This window comes from Fodinibius sediminis (assembly GCF_900182555.1).
Classification (GTDB): Bacteria; Bacteroidota; Rhodothermia; order Balneolales; family Balneolaceae; genus Fodinibius; species Fodinibius sediminis.
The window spans coordinates 116,624-140,946 of the sequence record NZ_FXTH01000004.1 but is presented as its reverse complement, the minus strand read 5'-3'; the positions used below and the strand labels follow the sequence as shown (position 1 = coordinate 140,946).

The window sequence follows — 24,323 nt, the reverse complement described above, 5'->3', positions numbered from 1 at the left end:
CGATAGTACAAGCGATCGTAATTTCAGTTACAGCTATATGTTGAATTGGAAAAAATACCAACAGAATATTAGCCGGGAGTTCCGGGACCTGGGCTTCGGCTCCCGGGTGGGAAGGGAAAGCAGGTATCGCCTGCTGAACAGGGACGGGAGTTTTAACGTCAGGAGGGAAGGACTTTCGTTCTGGGAGTCGATGACGCTGTACCAGGTCATGCTGCGTATTTCCTGGCCCAAATTTTTCCTTGTCACCCTGGGATCGTACCTGCTGGTGAACGGCCTTTTCGCCGCCGGTTACCTGCTCTTCGGACCCGATGCTATCGCGGGCACGCAGGTCACAGGCGTGGAGTCGCCTTTTCTCAATGCCTTCTTTTTCAGCGTGCAGGCCTTCACAACGGTGGGATTTGGTCAGCTTACGCCCATCGGGCTGGGCGCTAATATCCTGTTTACGATTGAGTCTTTTGTCGGCTTGCTGGGGTTTGCCCTGGTCACGGGCTTTATGTTTGCCCGGTTTTCCCGGCCGCACGCCAAGATAGCCTTCAGTGAAAAGGCGGTTGTGGCCCCCTACCAGGAGGGCAGGGCGCTGATGTTCCGGATAGCCAACAAGCGGCGGGGCCAGCTGATGGAATTGTCAGCCAAGGTCATCTTCTCGTTTATGGAAGACGGGCGCCGCGTGTACGAAGAGCTGCCCCTGGAACGAGACAGCGTCACCTTTTTTCCCCTGAACTGGACCATTGTTCATCCCATCACCGAGGGCAGTCCGCTGCGGGACAAAAAGCCCGGGACGCTGCGCAAGAAAGATGCTGAAATACTGATCCTGCTTACCGGCTATGCGGAGACCTTCTCACAGACGGTTCACACGCGCTCGTCGTACAAATATTCCGAAATAGCATGGGGCGCCCGCTTCTCGAATATTTTCAATGTGCGTGATGACGGCCGATTGAGCATCAATATGGAGCAGATCAGTGATTTTGAAGAGGTTGACCTGGATGGCGCCGGCTGAAAAGAGCTATTTATGCGTTATTGAACTCTCAATCTTAATGTCACTCAGCAGAGTGCGGTGAACCGGGCATTTCTGGGAAATATCCAGGATTCGATCCATCTGTTCTTCCGACAGCTCGCCTTCCACGATTACCTCTTTTTCGATAATATCAATTTTACTTTTCGGGTCTTCGCACTTCTCACAATCCTCGGCGTGCCGTTTGTTATGGCGCAGCTCCATGTATACGTCATCGACCGGCCATCCCTTGTGCTGAATATACATCCGGATGGTCATAACCGTGCACGAGCCCAGTGCCATCAGCAGGTAATCGTAGGGATCGGGTCCCTGGTCCCTGCCGCCCTCCACCTCGGTGGGTTCGTCGGCCATCAGTTCGTGGGGCCCGGCTGTCAGCGTGGTACTGTAGGTTTCTTCTTTGGGCAGGTGGACGTGTACAATCTTTTGCTTGTCTGAATCTTTAGCCATAACTGGATGTGATATGATTTTTATTGGTTACAGGGACCGGTAAAGCACTGCGCCGCATATATAGGTACCAAAAAAAACGTACCTGGTACCTCGCGGCTGTGAGTGGCACAGATGGGTGCCGGCCGGCGTCTTAGTCGGCAAAAATTTCAAGTCGGTATTTTTCTTCCAGTACTGACAGGTGGTGCTGTTCATGCCCCGCAATGATATGGACCAGGGCCCGAACGGAAACCTGTTTTCCGTCGGCGGTACCCATACCCCTGGTCTGCTCTTCGGTAAAGCTGTTGAACAGGCTGACGTTGGCATTGCGCTGGGCATCATATTCGGCCGACAGGCTCTGGAGGTTCCGCTGGTCAAAGCGGGCTTTTTCCACGTAGGCATCCTGGTCATAGCCCGGCAGCGACTGCTGCTCGCCGCGTGCAATCCTGAGCGCCCGGGCTGCCATGACGCGTTCGTTGTCAATGAGATGGCCAATCACCTCTTTTACACTCCATTTTCCTTCCGCATAGCGATACCCGGACTGCTCATAGTCCAGCTGCTGAATGAGGGTGAACACCTCCTGGCCCTGCTGGATAAGCATCTGAATTACATTTGGGGCCGTTACGAGACTGATGTACCGGTCGTAGAACTCATGGTATTCCGAAGGGGCGGGATGATTGTCCTCCCAGGTTAAAAATGACATGGGCTGTATCTAAGGTTTGGGTTCAGGGGTTGACAAAATGAGCATGATACAAATTTTAATGGTGAGTATCTTCACCAAATAACGAGCCGGGGACGGTCTTGCCCCGGCTTGCCCGCACGGGCCTGGAGCAGGAGGAGGCACGCTACTCTACTCGTTAACGGCGTGACTTTCGTAGGATGCCTCTGCCGATTGGGTGCCGTTCATGAAGGTGACCTGGTGATAGGGATAACGGACGCCATCGACGGTCTGCCAGTCGGAGTAATGATTTTCAATGGTCACCTGCTGGCCCTGCTGCGGGTTGAACTGCTGGTACCGCTGAATCCGGGGCAGCTTCGTCTCAGGGTCCAGCAGCAGCGTAACGGGGGTGCCGTCGACCTGCACGCTCACCTTCCGGTACGATTGGCCGTCGACCTCTTCGGTGCCCAGGAATTGCGGATTCAGTTCCTCATGGCTCATGGCAATAGCCATGAAACTCCGATTCAGCGTACTTTTGAGGCCATTGGCCATCTGCGGAGGCAGCGGCCGCTGCTGCCCGCCCATGGTCATCGTCCCGCTTCCCCCTTTATAGGAGAGCTGAACCTGCCCCATCGGAGCCTCGATCGTCTGCTCAATGGCGTCCGGGTAGTGAATGGTCATGGAGGTACCGATGGTCTGTCCGCCCTGAACCACCTCGCCCGTCACGGAGAGGCTGTTAAGCCCCGTACCGGGATGGATTACGGCCTCGGCCATCTCATTGAGCAGTTCGGCTCCTTTCTGCGGGTCGCCCTGTACCGTTTCGGTACTTTCGGTGCCGGGCCGGGGAATGCGGATATCGATTTCATTGACTGTGCCGTATTTCTGCAGCTGGTCCCCGATCTCCTCCCTGTTGCCGACCACCAGGATCTGAAGGTCATCCGGGTGCAGGTATTCCCGGGCCATCTGCTGCACATCTTTCACGGTTGTTGCGCGGACGCCCGCAATAAACTCATCAAAGGCGTCCTCGGCAAGGCCGCGGTACTCGTTGCTCATCCGGCGGTTCAGGATCTGCTCAAAGCTGGCATTGCGAAATACCAGGGAGTTCAGGAACTGGTCCTTGGTATTCTGCAGTTCCTGCTCCGTGATAGGTTCGTCCTGCAGGCGCCTGATTTCCCGGATGATGGCATCAATGGTTTCTGCCGTGGAGGCACTCTTGGTCTGTACCTGCACGTAAAACTGCCCCGGGTAGAAGGTGTTGCTCATGCCGTACTGTCCGCCGACCGAATAGGCCAGGCCCATATCCGTGCGGACCTTCTGGAAGAGCCGGCCGGAGAAGCCCCCGCTGAGCACGTTGTTCATCACCTGCACCTTCGGGTAGTCGGGGTTGTCGCGCATGCCCCCGATATGGCCCAGCAGCACGGTACTCTGGTTGACATCCGCCTTGTTGATGAAGTTGACGGAGCTGGTGTAGTCGTAGTCGACCTCGGGGAAGGGGAGGGTATTGGGCGTTCCCTCCGGTATCCGGCCGAAGGCCTGCACGAGCTTTTCTCTCATTGTACCGGCGTCAAAATCGCCCACCACGCCCACCAGCATATTCCGGCCGGTGAAGTTCTGCTTGTGGAAGCTGACCATATCGTCGCGGCTGACGCTATTGACCGTTTCATACTCCACCAGGCGGCCGTACTTGCTGTCGTCGCCGTAGATCAGCTTGTCGAACTCCCGGGCGGCGATGGGCCCGGCATTGTCGTTCCGGCGCGATATGCTGCTTTTCTGCTGGGTCTTGGCCAGCTCGATCTTGTCTTCCGGGAAAGCCGGGTTCATCAGCAGGTCGACCAGCACCGGCAGCAGCTCGTCGAAATCCTCTTTCAGTACGTTCATGCCGGCCGAGCCCGAGCTGAAGCCGATGCCCGTCTCTATGCGGGCCGCCCTGTTTTCAAGCAGTGCGTTGAGCGAGTCCGCCGGATGAGAGGGGGTGCCCCCGGAGCGTATCACCTGCCCCGTCATGGCGGCCAGCCCGGCTTTCTCGTTGGGCACCTGCACGCCGCCGGTCCGGATGGTCACGGAAAGGTCGATGAGGGGCAGTTCGTCGTCTTCCAGCAGGAAGAATGTGACGCCGTTGTCGGCGGTGAACGTTTGGATTTCCGGTTTCTGAAAGTCGTTGAGTTCGGGGTATTCGAGCTGGTCGTATCGTTTTTGCGCCTGCAGGGCCGAAGTAAGCAGCAGGATCAGCAGGCAGCACAGGCTGAGTTGCTTCATAAGTATCGTAGGCTTGAGGGTTGAAAGATGATGAAACCGGGGGTTGCTATTACTCATCGGCGTCCCCCGGCTCTCCCGTCTGCGTGACGATGGTACCCACCGTGCGGTTCTCCTTTGTCAGGTACTTCCGGGCCACCCGCTGGAGGTCGGCGAGGGTGACCTCCCGGAGCTCCTCGAGGTCCGTAAACACCTTGCGCCAGTCGCCCTGCTGCGACTCGGCGGAGGCCAGGGCCTGCGCCAGGCCCGAATTGGAATCCAGGCTGCGGATGAGCCCGGCCCGTGCATTGGTGCGGACGCGGTCGAGCTCTTCCTGGGTCAGCGCTCCTTCCTTCACCTTCTCAATCTCCTCCAGGATGGTGGCCTCCAGGGTGTCGACGCCCACGCCCTGGTTGGGCACCGCAAAGGTCAGGAACATGCTTTCGTACTTCTCGCCCGGGTAGCCGTTGAGCGCCTGTACGGCCAGGGCCTGTTTCTCCTCGTCCACCATCCGCTTGTAGAGCCGCGAGGTACGTCCCCCCGAGAGCACCGAGCCCAGCAGCTGCAGGGCTTTGGCGTCGGGATGGTCCTGCGCCACGGTGTGATAGCCCATCAGCAGGAAGGGCTGGGACTGCCCCTGTATGGTGAAGCGGCGCTCGCCCCGCTGTTCGGGCTCGCGGGTGTAGACCGGGGGCGGCTCCTCGGCCGCCGGGAGGTCTCCGAAATAGGTCTCGGCCAGGGTGCGGGCCTGGCCGGGGTCCACATCCCCGGCGATGGCAATGGTGATGTTGTTCGGCACATAGTAGGTGTTGTAGAAGCGGCGGGCGTCTTCCATGGTGGTGGCCGTGATATCGGAGTGCCAGCCGACCACCGGGCGCCCGTAGGGGTGGGCCGTGTAGGCCACCGCCAGGAACTCCTCGAGCAGGCGGCCGAAGGGCTGCGACTCGGTGCGCATTCTCCGCTCCTCGCGCACCACCTCTTTTTCCTTGTAGAACTCGCGGAAGACGGGGTTTTTGAAACGGTCCGACTCGAGGCTGAACCACAGCTCAATGCGGTTTTCCGGCAGGCTGTAGAAGTAGTTGGTCCGGTCGGCGCTGGTGGAGGCGTTCATCCCCGTGCCGCCGTTGCGGTCGATGATCTGCGAAAACTCGTTGTTGACCACATACTGCCCCGCCTGCTCCTGGAGCGCCTCGAAGTGCGACCAGAGCGTATCCATGCGGGCCGAGTCGGGGACCGGCTGGTAGCTCTCCTGCAGCCACTTTTGGTAGGTGGCGTCCAGTTCGGCGAGCACCTGCTGTTCCTTTTTCCAGTTGGTGGTGCCGATGTCGCGGGTGCCCTTGAACGCCATGTGTTCAAAGATATGGGCCATGCCGGTGTGGCCCACCGGCTCGTTGGCCCCGCCCACGTTCACGTAGGTGGCAAAACTGACGACCGGGGCCACCGGGCGTTCGATGATGATGAAGGTCAGACCGTTGTCGAGGGTGAATTCCGTTACGTTTTTCTCAAACTCTTCCAGCGACTGGGCCTGTGCGGGCTGCGCCGGGCTGGCGAGGGCCAGGCTCCACAGGACCGCGGCCGCTAACAAATGTTTCAGCTTCATAGTATTCCTGGTGATTGGGTTGCTGTTCTTGCTTACCCCAAACGTCATGGGATGTCTTTTTATGATGATATAACTTCCCCCAAAAATGTTTGATAACCAAACGGGGAATCCCCGGCTGCCGGGCTCCACGGGGGGCGCTTCGGGCTGCCCCGCCGGAGGGGTGCCTTTTCAGCCTTCCGCCGTCGACGGCCCGTCCCTGCGAAACAGGAGGTTCCAGAGGGTGAGGATCGCGGTACAGGCGCCGGCCACGATCCAGGGGTCGGGGGCAAGCAGCAGCCCGGGGATATCGAGGGCGCCGGTGTCCCAGAGCTGCAGGCCGCCCCAGTAGAGCAGGGTGCCGCCGAGGGCGCCCAGGAAGGTGACGACGATGCGCTTGACTGGTTGTTTCTTCATGATGGCGGTGGTTTGTTGGGATTGGCATGAGAGGATACGGCCATGTTGAAGGCTTAGATACCGATACATCTACGGTAGAAGAGCGGTGGAAGCTGCTACCCGGAAAGACCGGTTCTGTTGTTTATGGAGCGTTTTAAATATAATCGCTTAGGAGATGCTCTTGTACGGCATAATTAGGACTCTGAGATTCGTATTATGTCTATAATTAAGTTAACAGGTTATTTAATATAATTATATGCTGGTATTGCTAATAGATATAAAACTTCAAAAATTATTATAAAAGTTAATAACCAGTAAGATATCTCATATACTTTTTTATATAGGTTATTTTTTCGTTTGTACTTAACACCATAGAAAAGGCCTACTGTGATGATGAGTATGATTAGATATAAGTTGAAATGTTGAAGACTTGGGTTTAGTAAAATATCCATATCATCTAACATTTTTTAATTAGGTGAGCAAGCCAACCTTAAGTACTCACTTGCTCACCTAAGAACCGATTGTCATTTACATGGAGGTGGTGGGCAATTTAGTGAACATTGTTAATAATGCTTTGTAGCTAAATCTTAGAAAATTTTATGATGCCCTTTACTTCGGATTTTTGTGGTATGTTGAGACAATCTACATAAGTTGCCTTCTTTTCTGGGCTAGACAAATTAATGGTTAACTATTATCAGTAAACAAATAAATAGAGCAGAAATAGCTTTTAGCTTTCCATGATCGACTGATCGTTATTAGGAAACAGGATGTTCCAGAAGGAGAGGCCAATAGAACATACGCTGGCCACGATCCAGGGGGCAGGGGTAAAGAGCAGTTCCGGGATGTTGATAGTGCCGGTATCCCAGAACTGTATACTGCCCCAGTATAGCAGGGTGCCGCCAAGGGCGCCCATGAAGGTTAGGGCGATTTTTTAAAAGATGGAGCATCCATAAAGTTTTGATTAAGATTAAAGTTTAGTTTTTTGGAATCCCTGAACTTTTAGTACTGATATGGCGATAATTGCCATTATGATAGCTCCTATTTTAACAAGGTCGAAATAAGTCCCCCATCCAGGAATAACTGGTATCTCAAGGTTAAGGTAATTTACTTGGTAGTCTTTATGACCAGGCGTGAAAACGTGCATAAAGAGGTTAAAAGTCCAATGAATGCTGATCGAATAAAGTAGGGTACCCGACAGAAAATAGATAAGAGCAAAAAGGTACCCTCCTAAAAAAGCAAGTACAAACGACAGTGGTTCGGTATAATGAAAATGGAATAATGAAAAAATGAGAGAGGAAATTACTATTGCTACTTGAGTATTTTCGGCTTTTTGTAAGAGATACCTAAATATCAATCCACGATAGACCATTTCCTCTCCGATTGCAACAAAAAAATGACCGATAATCCCCAAGAAAAAGAAAGAATATAGACTGGATGAAAAATCACTTATGAATAGATGGTCACTGTAAAAATCTATTTTCACTAATCCACTTAAAATGGCAACTAGGTAAGTGACAGTCAGGCATAGAAAGGTTATAAGTGCAGTTTTAGAGAATATATAGATTCTTTCGCGCCAGTAAAGATCAGCTGAAGGCAAATAACCATTAAAATTATGGTAGATTTCTTTTATGGTTAGTAGAGTCGTAAGAAAGATGATTAAAAAACCAGTACGTTCAATGACTCTTCCAATAATAGTGATGGCGCTGAAGTTGTTAAAGTGTTGGGGAAGAAGAAAATTGAAGGGGAACAGCCAAATTCCCCCTATTATATAAATAAATAATAGCGCTAAAAATAATGAGGATAAAGTTGATTTTAATATTATGAATATGTTTGAATTATTCATGGAGGATAATATTAAATAAGGGATCAATTATAGATATTAGCGATTAAAAAATGATGACGACAAGAAACCTTGTCGTCATCAAAAAATTAAAATGGAATAGCTAATTAACCATCAATCAAATTAATGAGCTAGTAGCTGGCCACGAGCTCTTGCTCGATGTGAAGTTACGATAGATCCCCATATACTACCGAGGAAGTATCCTATTTCATCAGCAAGCGTTCCATCTTTCTTTCCTCCATTAATTTTTCTGATTTCAGTTTCAGTTAAGTTCTCTATATTGCATGTTTTCATAAGGTTTTTATAGCCCATAACAAAAACGTGTTTAGAATTATTGATAAAGTATTATTCTTTCAACTATGATCTTTATAGCCTTCCTTAAAGCTTTTGGTGAAAGTTTCGTGGTTGGCAATACAATCATAAATAGCTGCTCCAAGAAGCCCCCAGAATATTCTTCCACCATAAGTTTTTATTTGAGTTTCTGATTTAATCTCGATTAACCCCATTCTATCTAAATTATCCATATCAAATAGCCTTATATATTTAGTTATCATAATTTTTATGATGAAACCATTTCAATAATGATTTCTACTTCTAAATAAGGACCTGCTACTGAACAAATAAATACGGTCGTTCAGATTTTCTTAAAGTTCCACCACTAATTTCTTTTTGTTGTCTGTTGGAAATACTTTCAAAGCCTACGATAAACTTCCCCCTTTCTTCATAGACGTAGCTTTTTCGGTAGTGATCATATGTGATGGGACAGTCAAACTCTTCCTTTAGTTCACGTAAAAATTTATATAACCATCGCTCTGATATTCCCAGTTTCCGGGCCAGCTGTTCTGGTGGGCCTGTACTTTTTCTTTGTATCATTGCATCCAGTCGTCGTATCCGGTTTAAATAGGTATGTAAAGCCATAGCGTTCTCTTTTTAATTATTGGGATGATTTGAGTTCGGCTAAGGATGTTCCGTTGAGAATGGGGAACTGTTTTTGCCATAGTTGGTAGTACTCTTCTTCATTAGCCATCAATTCCTGATGAGTGCCTTCTTCTGCAATTTGGCCTTCACTCAATACGCATATTTTATCGGCATGAAAGACAGTACTCAGGCGATGTGCTATAAGTATGATTGTTTTATCTTTTTTCTTAAGCACTTGCAGGGCACGTTGCACGTGCTGTTCGGATGAGGAATCGAGTGAAGAAGTGGCTTCATCCAGTATGAGGATTTCAGGATCGGTATAGAGCGCACGGGCAATGGCTATTCGTTGTTTTTGTCCGCCTGACAGCGTAGCTCCGTTTTCTCCCAAGTAGGTCTCAAAGCCGTGAGGTAAATCTTCTATGAAGTCCAGAATGCCAAGGTCTTGACATATATTAATGATGTGCTGCATATCTGGTTCAAAGACACCCACAGCAATATTTTCAATCACATTTCCAGCAAAGAGATCAACTGTCTGGGGCACAACCGAGATTTGTTTGCGAAGACTGGCATTGGTCATGTAGTCCAGGTTCATATTGCCAATCAGTACCTTGCCGTCATCCAGTGGGTAGAGTTTTTGCAGAATATTAATGATGGTAGTTTTGCCGGAACCGCTTTCTCCTACAAAAGCTGTGACCCTGCCTTTGGGGATGGTGATGCTTAGATTATCAAAAACGGTTACCCTTGAACCATAACGAAATTTGACATTCTTAAAGACAATATCGCCAATCATGTGGTCTTGCAGTTCCACCTGTTTCCCTTCTTGTTCTTTTTCCAGGTCCATAATTTCGAAAAGTCGGTCACCGGCAATAATGGCATCCTGGATGGTCTTATTCATACCTATAAGCTTTTCTGCTGGTCCAGTAAAGTAACCTATTACCGAATAGAAAGACATCAGCTCTCCGGTAGTTATTACATTTACCATCACATAATAAGCACCCAGCCAGAGCAGAATAATGGTGAAAACCTTTGATATAAAGGCTGAGGCGTTGCTGGCAAATACGGAATTCAGCCCTGATCGGTAGATGGATTTGAGGAGCCGGACAAAACGGTTTTCTGTTTTGAGGTTAGCGAATTCTTCAAGTCCAAACTGCTTAATCGTTGATACGGAATTAAGGGATTCCACCAATTGTGATTCCAGATCCGCTGCATCTTCCATCACGTTGCGTTGCGTCTTTCTGTTGATTGTGTTGGTGATGGCATAGACGATCATGTACATGGGGATAATAGCCAGCATAACCAAACCCAATTTCCAGAAATAGGTGAACATCAGACCAAATGAAAAAAGAACGACAAATAGATTAACAGCCAGATTGATTGAAACATCATTGATGAACGTTCGGATTTTTACGGCGTCGTTGATCCGTGATATAATTTCTCCCACACGCATGGTATCAAAAAATTGCTGGGGTAATTTCAACAGATGCTTGTAGTATCCCAGGATGAGCCGGGCATCGATAAGCTGACCTGTTTTGAGGGTAAATATGGTTTTGGTAGTGCCTATGAAAATTTGCAGTACCAGCAGAATACACATCCCGATACCAAGCAGGTTTAACAAATTTTCATTTTGCTCTGGTAGTACATGGTCAACGATGAGCTGGACAAATATAGCTGTGGAAAGGCCAATAATTGTGAATACGGCTGCCCCGAAAAGAGCTTGTAGTAGAACTTTTCTGTGAGGTTTCAAAAGATACCACAGGCGGCTGGTAATAGATATTTTCTCATTGCCTTTCTGGAAATTACCATCCGGCATGAGGAGTACCAGGACCCCTGTCCATTGTTTCTTAAACTCCTCGTGTGGAATATTATGGAGCTTCCCGTCGCGTGGATCCATGACCACAATATGTTGGTCATTGGCCTCATAAAGGACTACATAGTGATACAGAACCTCTTTCAGCAGAATATGAGCAACAGCAGGAGTTGGGATTTTGAACAGGCTCTCAAAGTCGCCCTTGACTCCTTTGGCTGTAAAGCCCAATTGTTCAGCAGCTTCTATCATCCCCAGAACATTCGTTCCTTTTTTATCGGTTGAGGCATATTGACGGATGCGTGCAATTGGCATCTTAAGTTCATAATAGGCGGCTACGGATGCGAGACAAGCTGCCCCGCAGTCTGTGATATCATGTTGTTTAATCCCTATCTTCTGTTCTTTGAACCACATCATTGAAGACTATTTTGATATTCACATTTTTTGTGTTCTCAATAAATACAGGATTCAACAATAGGGTCAGATTTATTTATTAAAAGACCTGTTGTCCTCCCGTTTCGGGCTGTCCCAGTTGGGATTCAGCCAGTCGTCAACGTTGTCATAGAGGAGTTGAAAAAGGCTTCGATGGGTAATGTAAAATCGTGCCTGTATGGTCATTCCCTTTCTGAGATTTCCCCGATGACCGTTTTTAAGTTCAAGATATGTCTGGTCTAATACACTGCGTACAATAAAAACAGGTTGGTTATTGATTATGCTGATATCGTTGGATATTTCTTCAACCTTGCCAGTAATGGTACCCCAATGGTTGTAATCAAAAGCTGAAATCTTGAAACGGGCTTTCATTCCTTCTTTGATTAATCCGATACTTTTTGGTGATACATAACACTCAGCAATAAGTCGGGTATCTGGTGAAATTTCAGCTAGTTTCTGGTTCTGTGATACGAAGCTCCCTTCATATAAACCCTTGATATTCTGAACTGTGCCGGTTACCGGGGCTCTTATGATATATTGTTGCTGTTCTTTTTTTAGTTGTTCATTTTTTGTCTGAAGCTGCTCCAGTTCATCCTGATACATAATTTCTTCAGACTGCCACTTGTTCAGCTGCTGTTTGAAATGGAGCTGGAGCTTATTATGGGATGCTTGAAGCTTAAATTTTGCTCTTTCATATTGGGCCGGACTGAGCATTTCAAGCTCATATAGTTTTTGTTCTCGCTGATAGCTTTGGCTCACCTTTTGAATTTTATGAGTGGTACTTTGGACCCGATGCTGAAACTGCAGTAGTGAGTGCTGGTATTTAGGTGTGGCCAAGGCAATTGATTGCAGGGTGGAGGAGGAATCAATATTTATTAGTATGGAGAGATCTTGAAGATAGCTCTTAACTTTTTCCCGACGGCTGATATTATACTTTAATTTTTCCTGAAGTATGGGAGACGCTATTTCTGCAACCTGTTCACCTCTTGCTACAGATTGATTTTCATGGATGTACAGATGCTTTACTTTGCCGGTAACAGGAGAAGTAAGTTGATTCCGCTCGGTGACAGAGGTAATGATGCCCCCGCTATGAACGCTTACTTCAACAAACAGAAATGGCAATGCGGCAATTGCAGCCAAAATCAACAGGATGGTTGTGGAGTATATGACTTCAGTTTCAACAGTGTGTTTGCGAAAATTTTCTTCTGCTGAATTATCAATAATTTCTGATGGAAATATTTCCATAGACGTACCCCCGAAAATATTAAGCGAAACAAAATTAAATTCACATAGATACTCCTGAGGCTTTTTTTTGGAGTAACGAAATTCATTTAAATGCTATGTGAATAGCAAGCAGATGTATGTGATCTGGACTTGCTTCTATGGCTGCATTTGAAGGATACTAGTTAGTGCCGTCCCAATCGTTTTTTTGATGTAGGATTTCCCTCAATCCCCCTGACTTGATGAATGTCATTTGAAAAGCTTTATGAAGCCAAATCTCAGTTCAAAGCATATTGACCTCCTGTTTCGTAAAGAGTTTTTCCCCCAGAAGCAGGTTTATAATGAACTGTCTTCAACCAATGATGAAATGAGATTAAAGTAAATAGCTATTACTGGTCATTTTTGGTGAGTTTATCAATAGTTTCCCTGTTTTTCTGAAGGGATACCAGGGTGTGAATGGCATTTTTCTGCTGATAACAGAACTGCGCAAGTCGAAGCTTCCCGTTGAGGCGTAGTTTTTCGATAATGTTCTTGCGGTGATTATTGATGGTATGATAGCTCCGATTTCGATCAACCGCAATCTGTTTTGTTATCTTTCCTACTGCCACCTCATGCATAATTTGAAGCTCCGTTTTGGTAAGGTACTGAGCGAGGGTTTGCCCGAATAATGACTGCTGCCTCATCAGCCTCTCTTTGTGCAGCAGATCCAGCGCCATTTGGCTGAGGAAAAGCGATTCATCACTCAGTTTTTTAATTCCTGAATAAAGGTGCCGGATTGGGTCGTTTTTACAGACATAGCCCCTTTTCGGGCCCTCGAATTTAAAAAACCAAAATAGCTGCGCTAAGTTTCCCAGCAGTACAATACAGCGGTTCGATTTGCATAGCCAATCTACCTGGGATTCCTGCAGCTGGGGTAATAATGAAGTATCGATGATAAATAAAGAATCTGCAGAAAGGGAATGGGAAAAGGGGAGGGGTCCCTGGTATGGGCTTAAACTGACGTGATATCCTCTGGTTTGTAGAACAACCGATAACGCCCTGCCTTCCAGCAGGCTGGTATGCAGCAGTATGATCTTCATGGGGCCGTTCCCTCCATCCCGTTGGTTCTGTATCCCCGTCCCTACCGGGGGCGGCGGGCCCTGCTGTTATGACGGGGTTTCCGCCGATCTCAATGCTACTTAAGAAAAGTTTTCTTTTTTTTCAAAAAAGGGTATCAGATGTATTATATTCTGCGCTAACCAAGGAACGGCCATCTAAAGCCAACAAACAGGATAAATTGTCAGGATGTCGAACGAAGAAGCACATTGGATTGTACTGAAATTCGGGGGGACCAGCGTGTCCAGCCTGGAGAACTGGAAAAATATTGTGTCGGTTATCAAACAGCGCCGCGCGGAGGGCTACCGGGTCTGCATGGTGCACTCGGCCCTGAGCGGCATCTCCGACAAGCTGGAGGAGCTCATTGAACGGGCGCCGGAGAACGAGACGGGCGAGCTGGTGCAGGAGGTCAAGAACCGCCATTACGAGCTGGGGGAGGCCCTGGAGGTGCCGGTGGATGAGCTGCTGGCGGATGATTTCAGCGAGCTCGAACATATGGTGAAGGGCATGGAGCTGATCGGGGAGGCGAGCTACCGGGTTCAGGCCCGGCTGCTGGCCATGGGCGAGCTGATGGCGACCAAACTGGGCGCCGCCTATGTGCGCCGCGAGCTGGGTACGGGCGCCTGGATCGACGCCCGCGACTGCATCCGCACGGAAACCCTGAAGGATGTGAGCGAACGGTCGCTGATCCTGGCCGCGGTCAGTGCCACCGACGAGGACGCCTCGGTGCGCGAGCGGCTTGACGCGGCGGGCGACCTGGTGGTCACCCAGGGCTTTATCGGCAGTGACGAGAACGGCAAGACCGTGGTGCTGGGACGCGGGGGATCGGATGTGTCCGCCGCCTACTTCGCGGCCAAGATCGGCGCGGATCGGCTGGAGATCTGGACCGACGTGCCGGGCCTCTTCTCGGCCAACCCGCAGACGGTGCCGTCGGCGCGCCTGCTCAACCACCTGAGCTACAAGGAAGCCCAGGAGATCGCCACCAACGGGGCGGAGGTCCTGCACCCGCGCAGCATCCTGCCGGCACGCAAGCACCATATTCCCATCCACGTGCGCTGTACCCAGCGCCCGGAGCTGTCGGGGACGGTCATCTCGGACGAGTCGTCCGACGATGCGGCCCTCGTCAAGACGATAGCGGTGCGCAAGGATGTGGTGCTGATCAGCATGGAGTCGCTGGGGATGTGGCAGCAGGTGGGTTTCCTGGCGGAGGTCTTCGAGGTGTTCCGGCAGTACGGGCTGTCTATCGACCTGATCTCGACCTCCGAGTCGAACGTGACGGTATCGCTGGACCCGGGACTGAATTCGCACTTCCATGACGTCCGCAAGCTCTTCGTGGAAGAGTTGTCCGGGCTCTGCAGGGTGAAGGTGATCGAGTCGGTTTCTGCGGTGAGCCTGCTGGGGCGGCGCATACGCACCATCCTGCACCAGCTGGGCGGGGCCTTCGAGGTCTTCGAGGAGCAGAAGGTGTACCTGGTCAACCAGGCCGCCAACGACCTCAACTTCACCTTCGTGGTGGAGAACGAGCAGGCCGAGCGGCTGGTCCGCCAGCTGCACGACCATATCATCACCCAGTCGGGCAACCAGCAGTCGTTCGGGCTGACCTGGCCCGAGCTGATGGGCGAGCAGGAGAAGGATGTCCGTGATCAGCAGCCCTGGTGGAAGGAAAAGCAGGAGCAGCTGCTCGACCTGGTGGAACGCTCGGGCACCAGCTATGTGTACGACACCGACACGCTGAAGAAGTATGCCGCGATGATCGAGAGCATCGACCCGGTGGATTACCGACTGTATGCCATGAAGGCCAATGCGAACCCGGAGGTGCTGCGCACCTTCCGCGAGCTGGGCTTCGGCTTTGAATGCGTTTCCATCGGCGAGGTGCGCCGGGTGCTGGAGCTGTTCCCCGACATCGACCGCGGGGAGATCCTCTTCACCCCGAATTTTGCCCCCCGCACCGAATACGGAGAGGCCCTTGAGCTGGGCGTCAATCTGACGCTGGATAATATCTACCCGCTGCGGGAGTGGCCGGCGCTTTTCGAGGACGAGGAGCTCTTCCTGCGCATCGACCCGGGCCACGGCCACGGCCACCACAAGCACGTCAAGACCGGGGGCATGCACTCCAAGTTTGGCATCCCCCGCTTTGAGATCGAAGAGGTGGCGGAGCGGGTCGAAGAGCTGAACATCACCGTCAGGGGGCTGCACGCCCACATCGGCAGCGGCATCAAGGATCCCTACTCCTGGAAACGAACGGCCATCATCCTGCACGAAGTGGCCGAGGAGCTGGGCGGGGTGGACATCCTGGACCTGGGCGGCGGCTTCGGCATCCGGGAGAACGAGACGGAGGCCCACCTGGATGTACAGGAGGTGGCGTCCTCGCTCGAGCAGTTCCGGGAGGCCCACCCCGGCTACGAGCTCTGGGTGGAGCCGGGCCGGTTCCTGGTGGCGGTGGCCGGCGTGCTGCTGACGCGCGTCACCCAGCTGAAAGGGAAGGGGCAGGTCAAGTACGTGGGCGTGGATACGGGCATGAACTCCTTTATCCGCCCGGCCCTCTACGGGGCGCGGCATACCATCGTCAACCTCTCGCGGCTGGATGAGCCCAACAGCCAGTCCGTGAATATCGTGGGGCCCATCTGCGAGTCGGGCGACAAGCTGGGCATCGACCGCCTGTTCCCGCATGCCGGGGAGGGGGATGTGGTCCTGGTGGCCAATACCGGGGCCTACGGGCAGGTGATGAGCTCGAACTACAACCTGCGTCCCCCGGCCGGCGAGATCGTGATATAGGCAGCCGCGGTGCTCCTCGCACAGTTTTGTGCAGGCAGCTATCGCCGTTGCCGCCATTCGGCTCCTGGGCCCTCGCAGCAGCGTTGGAGGGGCCCGGGGCCCGCAATAATCGGGAATGGTATCCCGTTAATCATTTGTTATATTACAACAGATTCAGGAAGGAGGCTTCCTGGACACGTTCTTTCACATTTTGGGGGTGTAGCGGATTCGACGGGATGAGTAGAATCGCAGGCTGCATGCCGAGTTTGAGCGATGACACTCGTAAAAAACATCATGCATTAAATGTAGTTGACAACAACTATTCTTATAGCTTGGCTGCGTAACGCAGCTTAGCCGTTCTCACGGTCACTTGCCTGTCAGGGCCGTTGGGAGCGTCGATTATGACAGGATAGCACGGCTTCTTGCCTTCCGTCAGGGGCCGTGTAAACTCTATACGGAATAGTCTGCAGTTGTGTGTTACTGAGCGTTGCTGCAGGCGAAACCTAATTCGGTAACTAAGCATGTAGATGCTTGAACGATATGCCATTTCGGACCGGGGTTCGATTCCCCGCACCTCCACAATTTTACAGAGCCCGGCTCCCGCAAGCCGGGCTTTTTTTATTGGGGGATTCCTTCCAGTCGCGACGGTGTAAGATTCCCCACTTTTCAGAACACACAAAAAGAAGGGAATTCGGCTGGTCCAGGCAGTGTGTCGATGATTGGCTGATTATTATTGGGACCGTACTTGTAGCCACAGGAAATACCAGCTCTTTTGCGGATGCATGTCCGCCCACACACGCTGCATTCATCCTGTTTCAGTTGTAGAAGCCGCCCGGTGATGCCATGATCGCGAAAGTTATCCCGGACCTTCAGTCCCTGCTCCTCCCGGTTGAGGATAGAGATGCGTTGGGATTCGCTATATCGTGACCTCTACATGATTAAACGCAGAGGATTTGATCCACCTTCAACAGTCAACGTTCAGGGATGTTTACAGAGGGCGAAGAATGTTATTATAGGATCCCGTCTATGGGATAGTACCTCGAAGTGGTAAAAAAAATAAAGCCCCCCTGTCAAGATCTGTCACCCTTGCCTGTATCTTTAATGCTGAGACGTTCAAATAGAATGGGTTCGCAATTAAATCTGATAAAAACATAACATATACATCATGAGAAAGGACGAAATCGTATTAGTAATAGATAAATCGGGGTCAATGGCAGCCATTAAAGATGATGCTATTGGAGGGTTCAATTCTTTTATAGCTGAACAAAGGAAGTATGACAGGGATGCCAGTGTAACCTTTGCATTATTTGACGACCGTTACCAGCTGGTTTGTAACGGCAGGGATATCAGGGGCATGGAGGCTCTTACGGAGGAGACCTACCGGCCTTCCGGAATGACGGCGCTCTTGGATGCGGTGGGCAGAACAATTGATCGAGTGGGAGACAGGCTGGATTCGCTGCCTGAATCAGATAAGCCTGAGAATGTCATTGTCTTTATCCTGACTGACGGACGGGAAAACGCAAGTTCAGACTATAGCCGGGACAAGGTCAGGGAGATGATTGAGCACCAGGAATCAAAATATGGGTGGGAGTTTATTTACGGTGGTGCAAACCAAGATGCATTTTCAGAAGCAGGGGGGCTGGGTATTAAAGCGAGGAATACATTTGAATTTGAGGCTTCTGGTCAGGGCACCCGCAGGGCATTTGATGAATCGTCTGAATTCGTTGCAAGGTATCGTAATGACCTTCCTGAAAATGAGCCGAAGAAAAGAAAATAGATGCTTGGATTCTATTAGGTTACTTCAAATTAAGAAATGATGACCTCCCCAGGGGTTATCTTACTATCCAAATATCACCTGATGACATACTTTGTTGCACCTTCAATACCATCGGATATAACCAAGCAGATTAGAGCCAATTATGAAGTTACGGGGAAACCGCTTCTGGACCCGTTTTACCCAGAGAAGGTCAATCTGGTTTTGGAAGCCATAGAATGCGGAGACATATTCATCCTTGAAACGGTAAACAAGGGGAGTCCGCCGAAAATGAGCTGGAGGGCATTCAACGAGAAGTACGTGGGAGAAGATCCAGAATTCTTTATGAAGGATATGGGGCTGTTGCTGGAAGAGCTGGACAGCCCCGCGGATCCTGATATCGTTTTCGACCATTGGCTGAACAACCCTTCACCCTCCGCAACGCCGAGTGGAAAGGTGTATCACCTGCTTGAAAACCTTGATCTGGGGCCCGCCTCCGTAGTCCTGGATGACCTGGAGCTGGATCATTTGCTGGGTCATATCATATTTGTTGATGGTGAGCATCCCGGAAGTAACTGGAGAGGCGTTAAGATATCGTCGGCCAATGCTGTTTCAGCACTCCAGTGGAAGCTCACTCAGCTGGGAAAACAAATTAAAATAAGACTTTAGGCTTTCCCATTATTTGGGCCCCGTTTGGGCACTGCCGGGAAGAAACTATAGTGCTGGTGTGATGCCTGTGTCCCTGGGCCGCCCCCGCAGGCAGGATGCTATTTGAATTTCCCGTTCCTACTATACATATTCTTCCCTGCAAATTTATAGTACGTTGGCATAATCATATAATGGACCGTTATCGGTTTAGGTCCATGGTAACCATAAAGGATGGACGGGAGATCTATGATATTCAGGCATACCACAGGCTTTTGGGCACTTTTCATTCCACTGGCATTCCTCATCAGCAGCTGCGGGGGCGACGACAACCCGTCCGGTTCCGGTGGTCCGGCGGAGAACAGGACCGCTACGCTGGAGCTGGCGATAGAGACGACTGGAAGCGATGTTGACGAGGACGGTTATACGGTGGTTCTAAATGGGGGCAAGACGTTGAAAGCGGATACTGTTGATACGATAAGCGTGGATGTTGAGCCGGGAAGTCACGAGGTGGAAATCAGGGGAGTAAGCAGCAACTGCAGCGTGAAGGGCGACAACCCCCGGCAGTATTCGCTGTCCGAGGGGGTGACAAGGGTGTCCCGGACCATCGCATGTGCTGCGGTGGCCGATGATGCGATCATCTATGAGCGCAACTATGAATTGTACAGCATGCATACCAATGGCTCGAATCCCCGGCAAATAACCTACTCTGCCGCCGCTAAAATAGATCCCGCCGTATCGCCTGACGGCATGAAGATCGCCTATACGCATGTAAACTCCTCCTCGGGAGAACGGCAGATCCATGTGATGAATGCGGATGGAAGCGGCGATGCAGCAGTGACGGATATCGTTAACCAGGGAAATTACGGCCCGGCCTGGTCTCCAGACGGCGAACGCATCGCTTTTTCGGGGCTGGGCTCAAACGGCACCGACATCTACCTGGCCGATAAGGACGGGGCCAACCTCAGGCGCATCGACATGCCCGGCAGCCAGGTTGTGTGCGGATGGCTGCCCGGCGGCGACCGGCTGCTGTTGATGGATTTCAGGGAAGATCCGGAAATCTATACCATGAATGTGGACGGGACGGGGCTCGTCAGGCTGACGGACAATACCTATGCCGATGACGATGCCGCTTTATCCCATGACGGCAAGAAGGTGGCCTTCGCCAGGGAAGTGCAAAACAACTGGGATATCTACACCATGAATATTGACGGGACGGGCCTGAAGAGAATAACGATGGATTCCGATTTCGATGTTAAACCTACCTGGTCGCCGGATGATGCAGAGATTGTTTTCGTCAGCGACAGAAACGGCAGCAATGATATCTTCAAGATTAATGCTGACGGATCGGGAAGCTTGATGAACCTCACCAACACCGCAGCGATCGATGAAGACGACCCCCACTGGAGTCCGGTGAAGTAGAGGGGGGAGGGGGACGGTGCATTCGGATAACCCTGATCCGCCGGGAAGATTTGGAGCAGCAATAGTTCGGTAACAGATGAAGCCCCAGAACGGTTATCTCGACATCATCCTGAAGGGGAAAGGATGGTTGTGAGGGATACAGAACCCAATGATTAACTCAGAATGGCAGCAGGGGCCGGGCAGGGAACGTGAGGCGATGGCAACGCTTTTCAAGGTCTATAAGAGGTTCGCGGCAGCTGCGGGGCACGGCTTTTTGTTCTCATCCTTCTCTGTGGTTCTCATATGCGGTCGGTCGTTTCAAGCGATCGTCTCAGCAAAACATCAGGCTTCCCCGGCAATCCTTCCCCATCCCGGGAAGGCGGGGGTTCAGCCTTTGCTATTTTAATGGTATATTGGGGCTTAATTCGTATTAACAGCACAGGTGGATATGGGGCGCGAGCAACCGGCGGGGCTGAGGCACCGGATACATGAAATCATCTTTGAGGCCGACACCAGGGCCGGCAAGACCTTTGACCTGGTGCTGCTGGTCAGTATTGTCGCCAGCGTCGTGGTGGTGATGCTCGACAGCATCGCCTCGTTCCGGTCGGCCTACGGCGACTGGTTTTACGGCATCGAGTGGTTCTTTACCATCCTCTTTACCATCGAGTACGCCATGCGCATCTATTCGGTGCAGAAGGCCAGCGGCTATATCTTCAGCTTTTTCGGCCTGGTGGACCTGCTGTCCATTGTCCCCACCTATATCAGCATCCTGCTGCCCGGCAGCCAGTACTTCCTGGTGATACGTGTGCTGCGGGTGCTGCGCGTGTTCCGGGTGCTCAAGTTTACCCAGTACCTGATCGAGGTCGACCAGCTGCGCAGGGCGCTGGCCGCGTCGCGTCGAAAAATCACGGTGTTTATCTTTACGGTGGTATCCATCACCGTCATTGTGGGCGCCCTCATGTATGTGATCGAGGGGGCCGAGAACGGCTTCACCAGTATCCCCACGGGCATGTACTGGGCCATTGTGACCCTGACGACGGTGGGGTACGGCGACATCTCGCCGCAGACCCACCTGGGACAGATGCTCTCGGCGGTCATCATGATCCTGGGCTACGGCATTATTGCGGTGCCCACGGGCATTGTGACGGCCGAATTGACCCGGACGAAACCGCACAAGCACACCACGGAGGTCTGTCCCTACTGCTCGCGGGAGGGGCACGACGCCGATGCGGAATACTGCAAGTACTGCGGGGGACCGCTGAATCCCTGACCGCCCGGCGGTTTCACATCAATCATTTTATTTGTACCCTGTGGCAGAACCCATAACAAGACCGGATTGGCGATGAATTTAAGAATGATAGAGATGGTGGTGCCCCGGGAGACGGCCCGGGAGGCGCACGAGCAGCTGGAGGATAAGAATACGGTGGGCACCTGGACCTATAACCTGGAGGACGGTTCGGCCCTGCTGCGGATCTTGCTGGACGCCAACCAGACGGAGGGCATCTCGGATATGCTGAGCGATAACTACGGCAGGGAGGAAGGGTTTCGCATCATACTGTTTGCGGTGGAGGCCACCCTGCCGCTGCCCGAGGCGGAAGAGGAGGAGAAGGAAGCGGAAACGGGCGAGCAGCCCCCCGAAGAGGAGGAGCCGCAGGGCCCGGCCCGGGTGAGCCGGGAGGAGCTGTACACCGATGTGACGGCGGGGTCGGAACTGACCCCGGTATATCTGGCCATGGTGGTGCTGTCGACCCTGGTGGCCGGGGTGGGGCTGATCCTCGACGATGTGGCTACCATCATAGGGGCCATGGTTATCGCCCCGCTGCTGGCCCCCAATGTATCCCTGTCGCTGGCGGCCACGCTGGGGGATGTGGAGCTGGGCTGGCGGTCGTTTAAGGCCAATGCCGCGGGCTTGTCCGTATCATTTGTTACCGCCTTTTTGATGGGACTGTTGTTTACGGTTGATCCCGGGTCGGAAGAGATGATCAGCCGGACCATGGTGAACCTCAAACACATTATTATTGCCCTGGCTGCGGGAAGTGCGGGTGTGCTGGCGTTCACGCGGGGGGTGCCTGCGGCTATCGTGGGCGTGATGGTGGCTGTGGCCCTGCTGCCTCCGCTGGTGGGGGTGGGCCTGCTGCTGGGCGCGGGCTATATGCAGCTGGCGGTGGGAGCGGCGATCCTTACGTTTACCAACCTGATCTGTATCAACCTGGCGGGGGTGCTCACCTTTCTCGCCCAGGGGGTGCGTCCCCGCAGCTGGTGGGAGGAGAAGAAAGCCAAAAAAGCGTCCCGTACCGCCCTGATCGTATGGCTGGTGCTGCTGGCTATTTTTACCGCCATCATCTGGTACTGGGGACAGTTTGATGTGGAGGCCATGATCCCGTAGCAAGAGGCCCATGCCGTGCTTGGCGATACGCGCAGGGCCCTGTCCCCCAGTTATATCAGCTGGTTCAGGGAGGTGGGGCGGCGGAGCAGCCAGCCGGTGAGGCTTTTGCGGTGCTTTTGGGTGCACAGGACCTCGTGCTCCACGGTATCACTTCGGAACAGGAGCAGCCGGTTGCCGAGGGGCGGGATGAGCGTTTCGGCCCCGTCCTTTTCATACATTTTGAGCTCTCCGCCGTCGCCCGGCTGCCAGTCGTCGTTGAGGTAGAGGAGCACGGAGAGCACCCGGTTGTCCTGTCCCTGGAATTGGTCCAGGTGCTTCTTGTAGAAGGTGTCGGGCGGGTAGAGGGCAAAATGAAACTCGTAGTCGGAGATGCTCAGGAACAGTTGCTGCCTGATGTGGCGCACCAGCTCATCGAGAAGATAAAAGAGCTCGGCCAGCTCACCGTCGGTATCCCGGTCGAGCCAGTAGATGAAATCCCCGCGGACGGATGTTTCGACCTGCCGCTGCCGGGCAGTGCCGATGGCTGCGCGGGAGAATTCATGGTCGGCCCGGAGCCGGTCAAAATAACGGTGGATCTGCCGGTAGAGGGGGGCGCTGGTGAAATGATCGATATATACAAAATCGTTGTCGGCAAGCTGGTTCAGCCAGCGGCCCCAGTCGCTCTCGGTATGGGAGGTAAACGCTGATGATGGCATCGCCCGGTCCTCAGGTTACAGGTTAAACAAAGGAAGATAGGGAGATCCGGCCAATAGTACACCATCAACGGCTAAAAAAGACCGCCCCCATGGCGGCCCGGGCCTCTTCGTTCCGGCTTCCCCCTGGTTGCCCGGATGCCTATTGGTTCCGTTCTTCGGGTACGATGGAGATTTTATCGAGGGAGAGCCCGCTCATGATGGCGTCGTAGTTGGTCACATCCTTGGGGATGATGACATCATTTTTATCGCTGGCCAGCTTCGACAGCTGCTGGATATACTGCTCGGCCAGGCGCATCTGCATGGCTTCCTTTCCCTTGTCGTGGGAGAGGGCCCCGGCGATCTCCTCGATGGAGGTGGCGGTGGCTTCGGCGATGGATTCAATCTCCTGGGCCACCCCCTCGGCTTCGTTAATCTGCCGCTGCATTTCCCCTTCCGATTTGTTGATGATCTCTTTCTTTTCGCCTTCGGCATCGTTGATGGTCGACTGCATGATCCCTTCCGAGCGGGCGATGGTGGCGCGGCGTTCCCGTTCGGCGGTCATCTGCCGTTCCATGGCATTCTGGATGGTCTTGGGGGTGTAGATGTTCTTGATTTCATAGCGCAGCACCCGGATACCCCAGGCCTGCTCCATCTCGCTGAGTACCTGCACCACTTCCTTGTTGATGATGGCCCGGTCTTCAAAGGTGTCGTCCAGATCCATCTTGCCGATGATGGACCGCGTGGTGGTCTGAGCCAGCTGCACGGCGGCAAAACGGTAGTTGGTGACCCCGTAGCTGGCGTTGACCGGGTCAATGACGGCCAGGTAGATAACCCCGTCCACTTCCACTTTCACGTTGTCCCGGGTAAAACATTCCTGGGGCTCCACCTCGATGGTCTCCTCCCGCAGGTCCTGCTTGTACTTGACCTTGTCGAAGAAGGGGACCAGGGCATGAAAGCCGGGCCCGAGGGTCTTGTGGTAGTTGCCCAGCCGCTCGACGACGTAGGCCCGCTGGGTCGGCACCAGCTGAATGGACTGGATGAATTTGAAAAGAATGTAGACGCTTAAAAGTCCTAATACGGCTTGACTGATCAGTTCAATCATG

23 protein-coding genes and 1 other RNA gene are annotated in these 24,323 nt (G+C 52.2%); 9 read left to right on the top strand and 15 right to left on the bottom strand.

Going from position 1 to position 24,323, the window contains the following annotated elements; all coding sequences use genetic code 11:
• Window positions 1-37: 37 nt before the first annotated feature.
• Complete coding sequence (locus tag FN808_RS05870; protein ID WP_142713627.1) at window positions 38-997, top strand: ion channel; 960 nt, start codon at window positions 38-40, stop codon at window positions 995-997.
• 6 nt (window positions 998-1,003) lie between these two features.
• Here FN808_RS05870 and FN808_RS05865 read toward each other — a convergent pair whose 3' ends face one another.
• The 13 genes from FN808_RS05865 to FN808_RS05810 form a co-directional block, all read right to left on the bottom strand.
• Window positions 1,004-1,459 carry an OsmC family protein gene (locus tag FN808_RS05865; protein ID WP_142713626.1) on the bottom strand — a complete coding sequence of 152 codons (456 nt, stop codon included), beginning with the start codon at window positions 1,457-1,459 and terminating at the stop codon, window positions 1,004-1,006.
• 130 nt (window positions 1,460-1,589) lie between these two features.
• Window positions 1,590-2,138: a DinB family protein gene (locus FN808_RS05860; protein ID WP_142713625.1), complete on the bottom strand. Its 549-nt coding sequence runs from the start codon at window positions 2,136-2,138 to the stop codon at window positions 1,590-1,592.
• A gap of 147 nt (window positions 2,139-2,285) precedes the next feature.
• The gene (locus FN808_RS05855; protein ID WP_185958274.1) at window positions 2,286-4,349 is read right to left on the bottom strand and encodes a M16 family metallopeptidase; all 2,064 of its coding nucleotides are present in this window, start codon (window positions 4,347-4,349) and stop codon (window positions 2,286-2,288) included.
• Window positions 4,350-4,398: 49 nt separating this feature from the next.
• Window positions 4,399-5,925, bottom strand: coding sequence for a M16 family metallopeptidase (locus FN808_RS05850; protein WP_142713623.1), 1,527 nt, complete (start codon window positions 5,923-5,925; stop codon window positions 4,399-4,401).
• 168 nt (window positions 5,926-6,093) lie between these two features.
• Complete coding sequence (locus FN808_RS05845) at window positions 6,094-6,318, bottom strand: hypothetical protein (RefSeq protein ID WP_142713622.1); 225 nt, start codon at window positions 6,316-6,318, stop codon at window positions 6,094-6,096.
• A gap of 706 nt (window positions 6,319-7,024) precedes the next feature.
• Window positions 7,025-7,210 (bottom strand): hypothetical protein, encoded by a 186-nt coding sequence (locus FN808_RS05840; protein ID WP_142713621.1) that lies wholly within the window; start codon window positions 7,208-7,210, stop codon window positions 7,025-7,027.
• Window positions 7,211-7,264: 54 nt separating this feature from the next.
• A complete protein-coding gene (locus FN808_RS05835) occupies window positions 7,265-8,140 on the bottom strand; it encodes a CPBP family intramembrane glutamic endopeptidase (RefSeq protein WP_142713620.1) in 876 nt (291 codons plus the stop codon).
• Window positions 8,141-8,260: 120 nt separating this feature from the next.
• Complete coding sequence (locus tag FN808_RS05830) at window positions 8,261-8,449, bottom strand: hypothetical protein (protein ID WP_142713619.1); 189 nt, start codon at window positions 8,447-8,449, stop codon at window positions 8,261-8,263.
• 41 nt (window positions 8,450-8,490) lie between these two features.
• Window positions 8,491-8,661 carry a hypothetical protein gene (locus FN808_RS18865; RefSeq protein ID WP_185958273.1) on the bottom strand — a complete coding sequence of 57 codons (171 nt, stop codon included), beginning with the start codon at window positions 8,659-8,661 and terminating at the stop codon, window positions 8,491-8,493.
• Window positions 8,662-8,746: 85 nt separating this feature from the next.
• Window positions 8,747-9,055 carry a hypothetical protein gene (locus tag FN808_RS05825; RefSeq protein WP_142713618.1) on the bottom strand — a complete coding sequence of 103 codons (309 nt, stop codon included), beginning with the start codon at window positions 9,053-9,055 and terminating at the stop codon, window positions 8,747-8,749.
• A gap of 16 nt (window positions 9,056-9,071) precedes the next feature.
• Window positions 9,072-11,273 (bottom strand): peptidase domain-containing ABC transporter, encoded by a 2,202-nt coding sequence (locus FN808_RS05820; RefSeq protein ID WP_142713761.1) that lies wholly within the window; start codon window positions 11,271-11,273, stop codon window positions 9,072-9,074.
• A gap of 72 nt (window positions 11,274-11,345) precedes the next feature.
• Window positions 11,346-12,536: an HlyD family secretion protein gene (locus FN808_RS05815; RefSeq protein ID WP_142713617.1), complete on the bottom strand. Its 1,191-nt coding sequence runs from the start codon at window positions 12,534-12,536 to the stop codon at window positions 11,346-11,348.
• A 365-nt stretch (window positions 12,537-12,901) separates the two neighbouring features.
• Complete coding sequence (locus FN808_RS05810; RefSeq protein WP_142713616.1) at window positions 12,902-13,591, bottom strand: helix-turn-helix transcriptional regulator; 690 nt, start codon at window positions 13,589-13,591, stop codon at window positions 12,902-12,904.
• Window positions 13,592-13,796: 205 nt separating this feature from the next.
• Between FN808_RS05810 and FN808_RS05805 the strand changes: the two genes are divergently transcribed.
• The 8 genes from FN808_RS05805 (at window position 13,797) to FN808_RS05775 (ending at window position 22,546) form a co-directional block, all read left to right on the top strand.
• Window positions 13,797-16,382: a bifunctional aspartate kinase/diaminopimelate decarboxylase gene (locus FN808_RS05805; protein ID WP_142713615.1), complete on the top strand. Its 2,586-nt coding sequence runs from the start codon at window positions 13,797-13,799 to the stop codon at window positions 16,380-16,382.
• A gap of 192 nt (window positions 16,383-16,574) precedes the next feature.
• Window positions 16,575-16,943: a transfer-messenger RNA gene (gene ssrA / locus FN808_RS05800) on the top strand.
• A 583-nt stretch (window positions 16,944-17,526) separates the two neighbouring features.
• A complete protein-coding gene (locus tag FN808_RS05795; protein ID WP_142713614.1) occupies window positions 17,527-18,138 on the top strand; it encodes a vWA domain-containing protein in 612 nt (203 codons plus the stop codon).
• Window positions 18,139-18,219: 81 nt separating this feature from the next.
• A complete protein-coding gene (locus FN808_RS05790; protein ID WP_142713613.1) occupies window positions 18,220-18,783 on the top strand; it encodes a hypothetical protein in 564 nt (187 codons plus the stop codon).
• Window positions 18,784-19,008: 225 nt separating this feature from the next.
• Window positions 19,009-20,181 (top strand): PD40 domain-containing protein, encoded by a 1,173-nt coding sequence (locus FN808_RS05785; protein ID WP_185958272.1) that lies wholly within the window; start codon window positions 19,009-19,011, stop codon window positions 20,179-20,181.
• Between the two features lie 148 nt (window positions 20,182-20,329).
• Complete coding sequence (locus FN808_RS18860) at window positions 20,330-20,566, top strand: hypothetical protein (protein ID WP_185958271.1); 237 nt, start codon at window positions 20,330-20,332, stop codon at window positions 20,564-20,566.
• A gap of 42 nt (window positions 20,567-20,608) precedes the next feature.
• On the top strand, window positions 20,609-21,430 hold the full coding sequence (locus tag FN808_RS05780) for an ion transporter (protein ID WP_142713611.1): 822 nt from the start codon (window positions 20,609-20,611) through the stop codon (window positions 21,428-21,430).
• 72 nt (window positions 21,431-21,502) lie between these two features.
• Window positions 21,503-22,546, top strand: a complete 1,044-nt coding sequence (locus FN808_RS05775; protein ID WP_142713610.1) for a TIGR00341 family protein — start codon at window positions 21,503-21,505, stop codon at window positions 22,544-22,546.
• A gap of 50 nt (window positions 22,547-22,596) precedes the next feature.
• On the opposite strand, the gene FN808_RS05770 is transcribed toward FN808_RS05775, so the two are convergent.
• Both FN808_RS05770 and FN808_RS05765 read right to left on the bottom strand, forming a co-directional pair.
• Window positions 22,597-23,241: a 2OG-Fe(II) oxygenase gene (locus FN808_RS05770; RefSeq protein WP_142713609.1), complete on the bottom strand. Its 645-nt coding sequence runs from the start codon at window positions 23,239-23,241 to the stop codon at window positions 22,597-22,599.
• A gap of 139 nt (window positions 23,242-23,380) precedes the next feature.
• A complete protein-coding gene (locus tag FN808_RS05765) occupies window positions 23,381-24,322 on the bottom strand; it encodes an SPFH domain-containing protein (protein WP_142713608.1) in 942 nt (313 codons plus the stop codon).
• Between the last annotated feature and the right edge of the window lies 1 nt (window position 24,323).

Bases quoted from the DNA above. Each gene is read 5' to 3' on its own strand.
- FN808_RS05870 (WP_142713627.1), top strand. From the start codon at position 38: ATGTTGAATTGGAAAAAATACCAACAGAATATTAGCCGGGAGTTCCGG.
- FN808_RS05865 (WP_142713626.1), bottom strand. From the start codon at position 1,459: ATGGCTAAAGATTCAGACAAGCAAAAGATTGTACACGTCCACCTGCCC.
- FN808_RS05860 (WP_142713625.1), bottom strand. From the start codon at position 2,138: ATGTCATTTTTAACCTGGGAGGACAATCATCCCGCCCCTTCGGAATAC.
- FN808_RS05855 (WP_185958274.1), bottom strand. From the start codon at position 4,349: ATGAAGCAACTCAGCCTGTGCTGCCTGCTGATCCTGCTGCTTACTTCG.
- FN808_RS05850 (WP_142713623.1), bottom strand. From the start codon at position 5,925: ATGAAGCTGAAACATTTGTTAGCGGCCGCGGTCCTGTGGAGCCTGGCC.
- FN808_RS05845 (WP_142713622.1), bottom strand. From the start codon at position 6,318: ATGAAGAAACAACCAGTCAAGCGCATCGTCGTCACCTTCCTGGGCGCC.
- FN808_RS05840 (WP_142713621.1), bottom strand. From the start codon at position 7,210: ATGGGCGCCCTTGGCGGCACCCTGCTATACTGGGGCAGTATACAGTTC.
- FN808_RS05835 (WP_142713620.1), bottom strand. From the start codon at position 8,140: ATGAATAATTCAAACATATTCATAATATTAAAATCAACTTTATCCTCA.
- FN808_RS05830 (WP_142713619.1), bottom strand. From the start codon at position 8,449: ATGGGCTATAAAAACCTTATGAAAACATGCAATATAGAGAACTTAACT.
- FN808_RS18865 (WP_185958273.1), bottom strand. From the start codon at position 8,661: ATGGATAATTTAGATAGAATGGGGTTAATCGAGATTAAATCAGAAACT.
- FN808_RS05825 (WP_142713618.1), bottom strand. From the start codon at position 9,055: ATGGCTTTACATACCTATTTAAACCGGATACGACGACTGGATGCAATG.
- FN808_RS05820 (WP_142713761.1), bottom strand. From the start codon at position 11,273: ATGTGGTTCAAAGAACAGAAGATAGGGATTAAACAACATGATATCACA.
- FN808_RS05815 (WP_142713617.1), bottom strand. From the start codon at position 12,536: ATGGAAATATTTCCATCAGAAATTATTGATAATTCAGCAGAAGAAAAT.
- FN808_RS05810 (WP_142713616.1), bottom strand. From the start codon at position 13,591: ATGAAGATCATACTGCTGCATACCAGCCTGCTGGAAGGCAGGGCGTTA.
- FN808_RS05805 (WP_142713615.1), top strand. From the start codon at position 13,797: ATGTCGAACGAAGAAGCACATTGGATTGTACTGAAATTCGGGGGGACC.
- FN808_RS05795 (WP_142713614.1), top strand. From the start codon at position 17,527: ATGAGAAAGGACGAAATCGTATTAGTAATAGATAAATCGGGGTCAATG.
- FN808_RS05790 (WP_142713613.1), top strand. From the start codon at position 18,220: ATGACATACTTTGTTGCACCTTCAATACCATCGGATATAACCAAGCAG.
- FN808_RS05785 (WP_185958272.1), top strand. From the start codon at position 19,009: ATGATATTCAGGCATACCACAGGCTTTTGGGCACTTTTCATTCCACTG.
- FN808_RS18860 (WP_185958271.1), top strand. From the start codon at position 20,330: ATGATTAACTCAGAATGGCAGCAGGGGCCGGGCAGGGAACGTGAGGCG.
- FN808_RS05780 (WP_142713611.1), top strand. From the start codon at position 20,609: ATGGGGCGCGAGCAACCGGCGGGGCTGAGGCACCGGATACATGAAATC.
- FN808_RS05775 (WP_142713610.1), top strand. From the start codon at position 21,503: ATGAATTTAAGAATGATAGAGATGGTGGTGCCCCGGGAGACGGCCCGG.
- FN808_RS05770 (WP_142713609.1), bottom strand. From the start codon at position 23,241: ATGCCATCATCAGCGTTTACCTCCCATACCGAGAGCGACTGGGGCCGC.
- FN808_RS05765 (WP_142713608.1), bottom strand. From the start codon at position 24,322: ATGATTGAACTGATCAGTCAAGCCGTATTAGGACTTTTAAGCGTCTAC.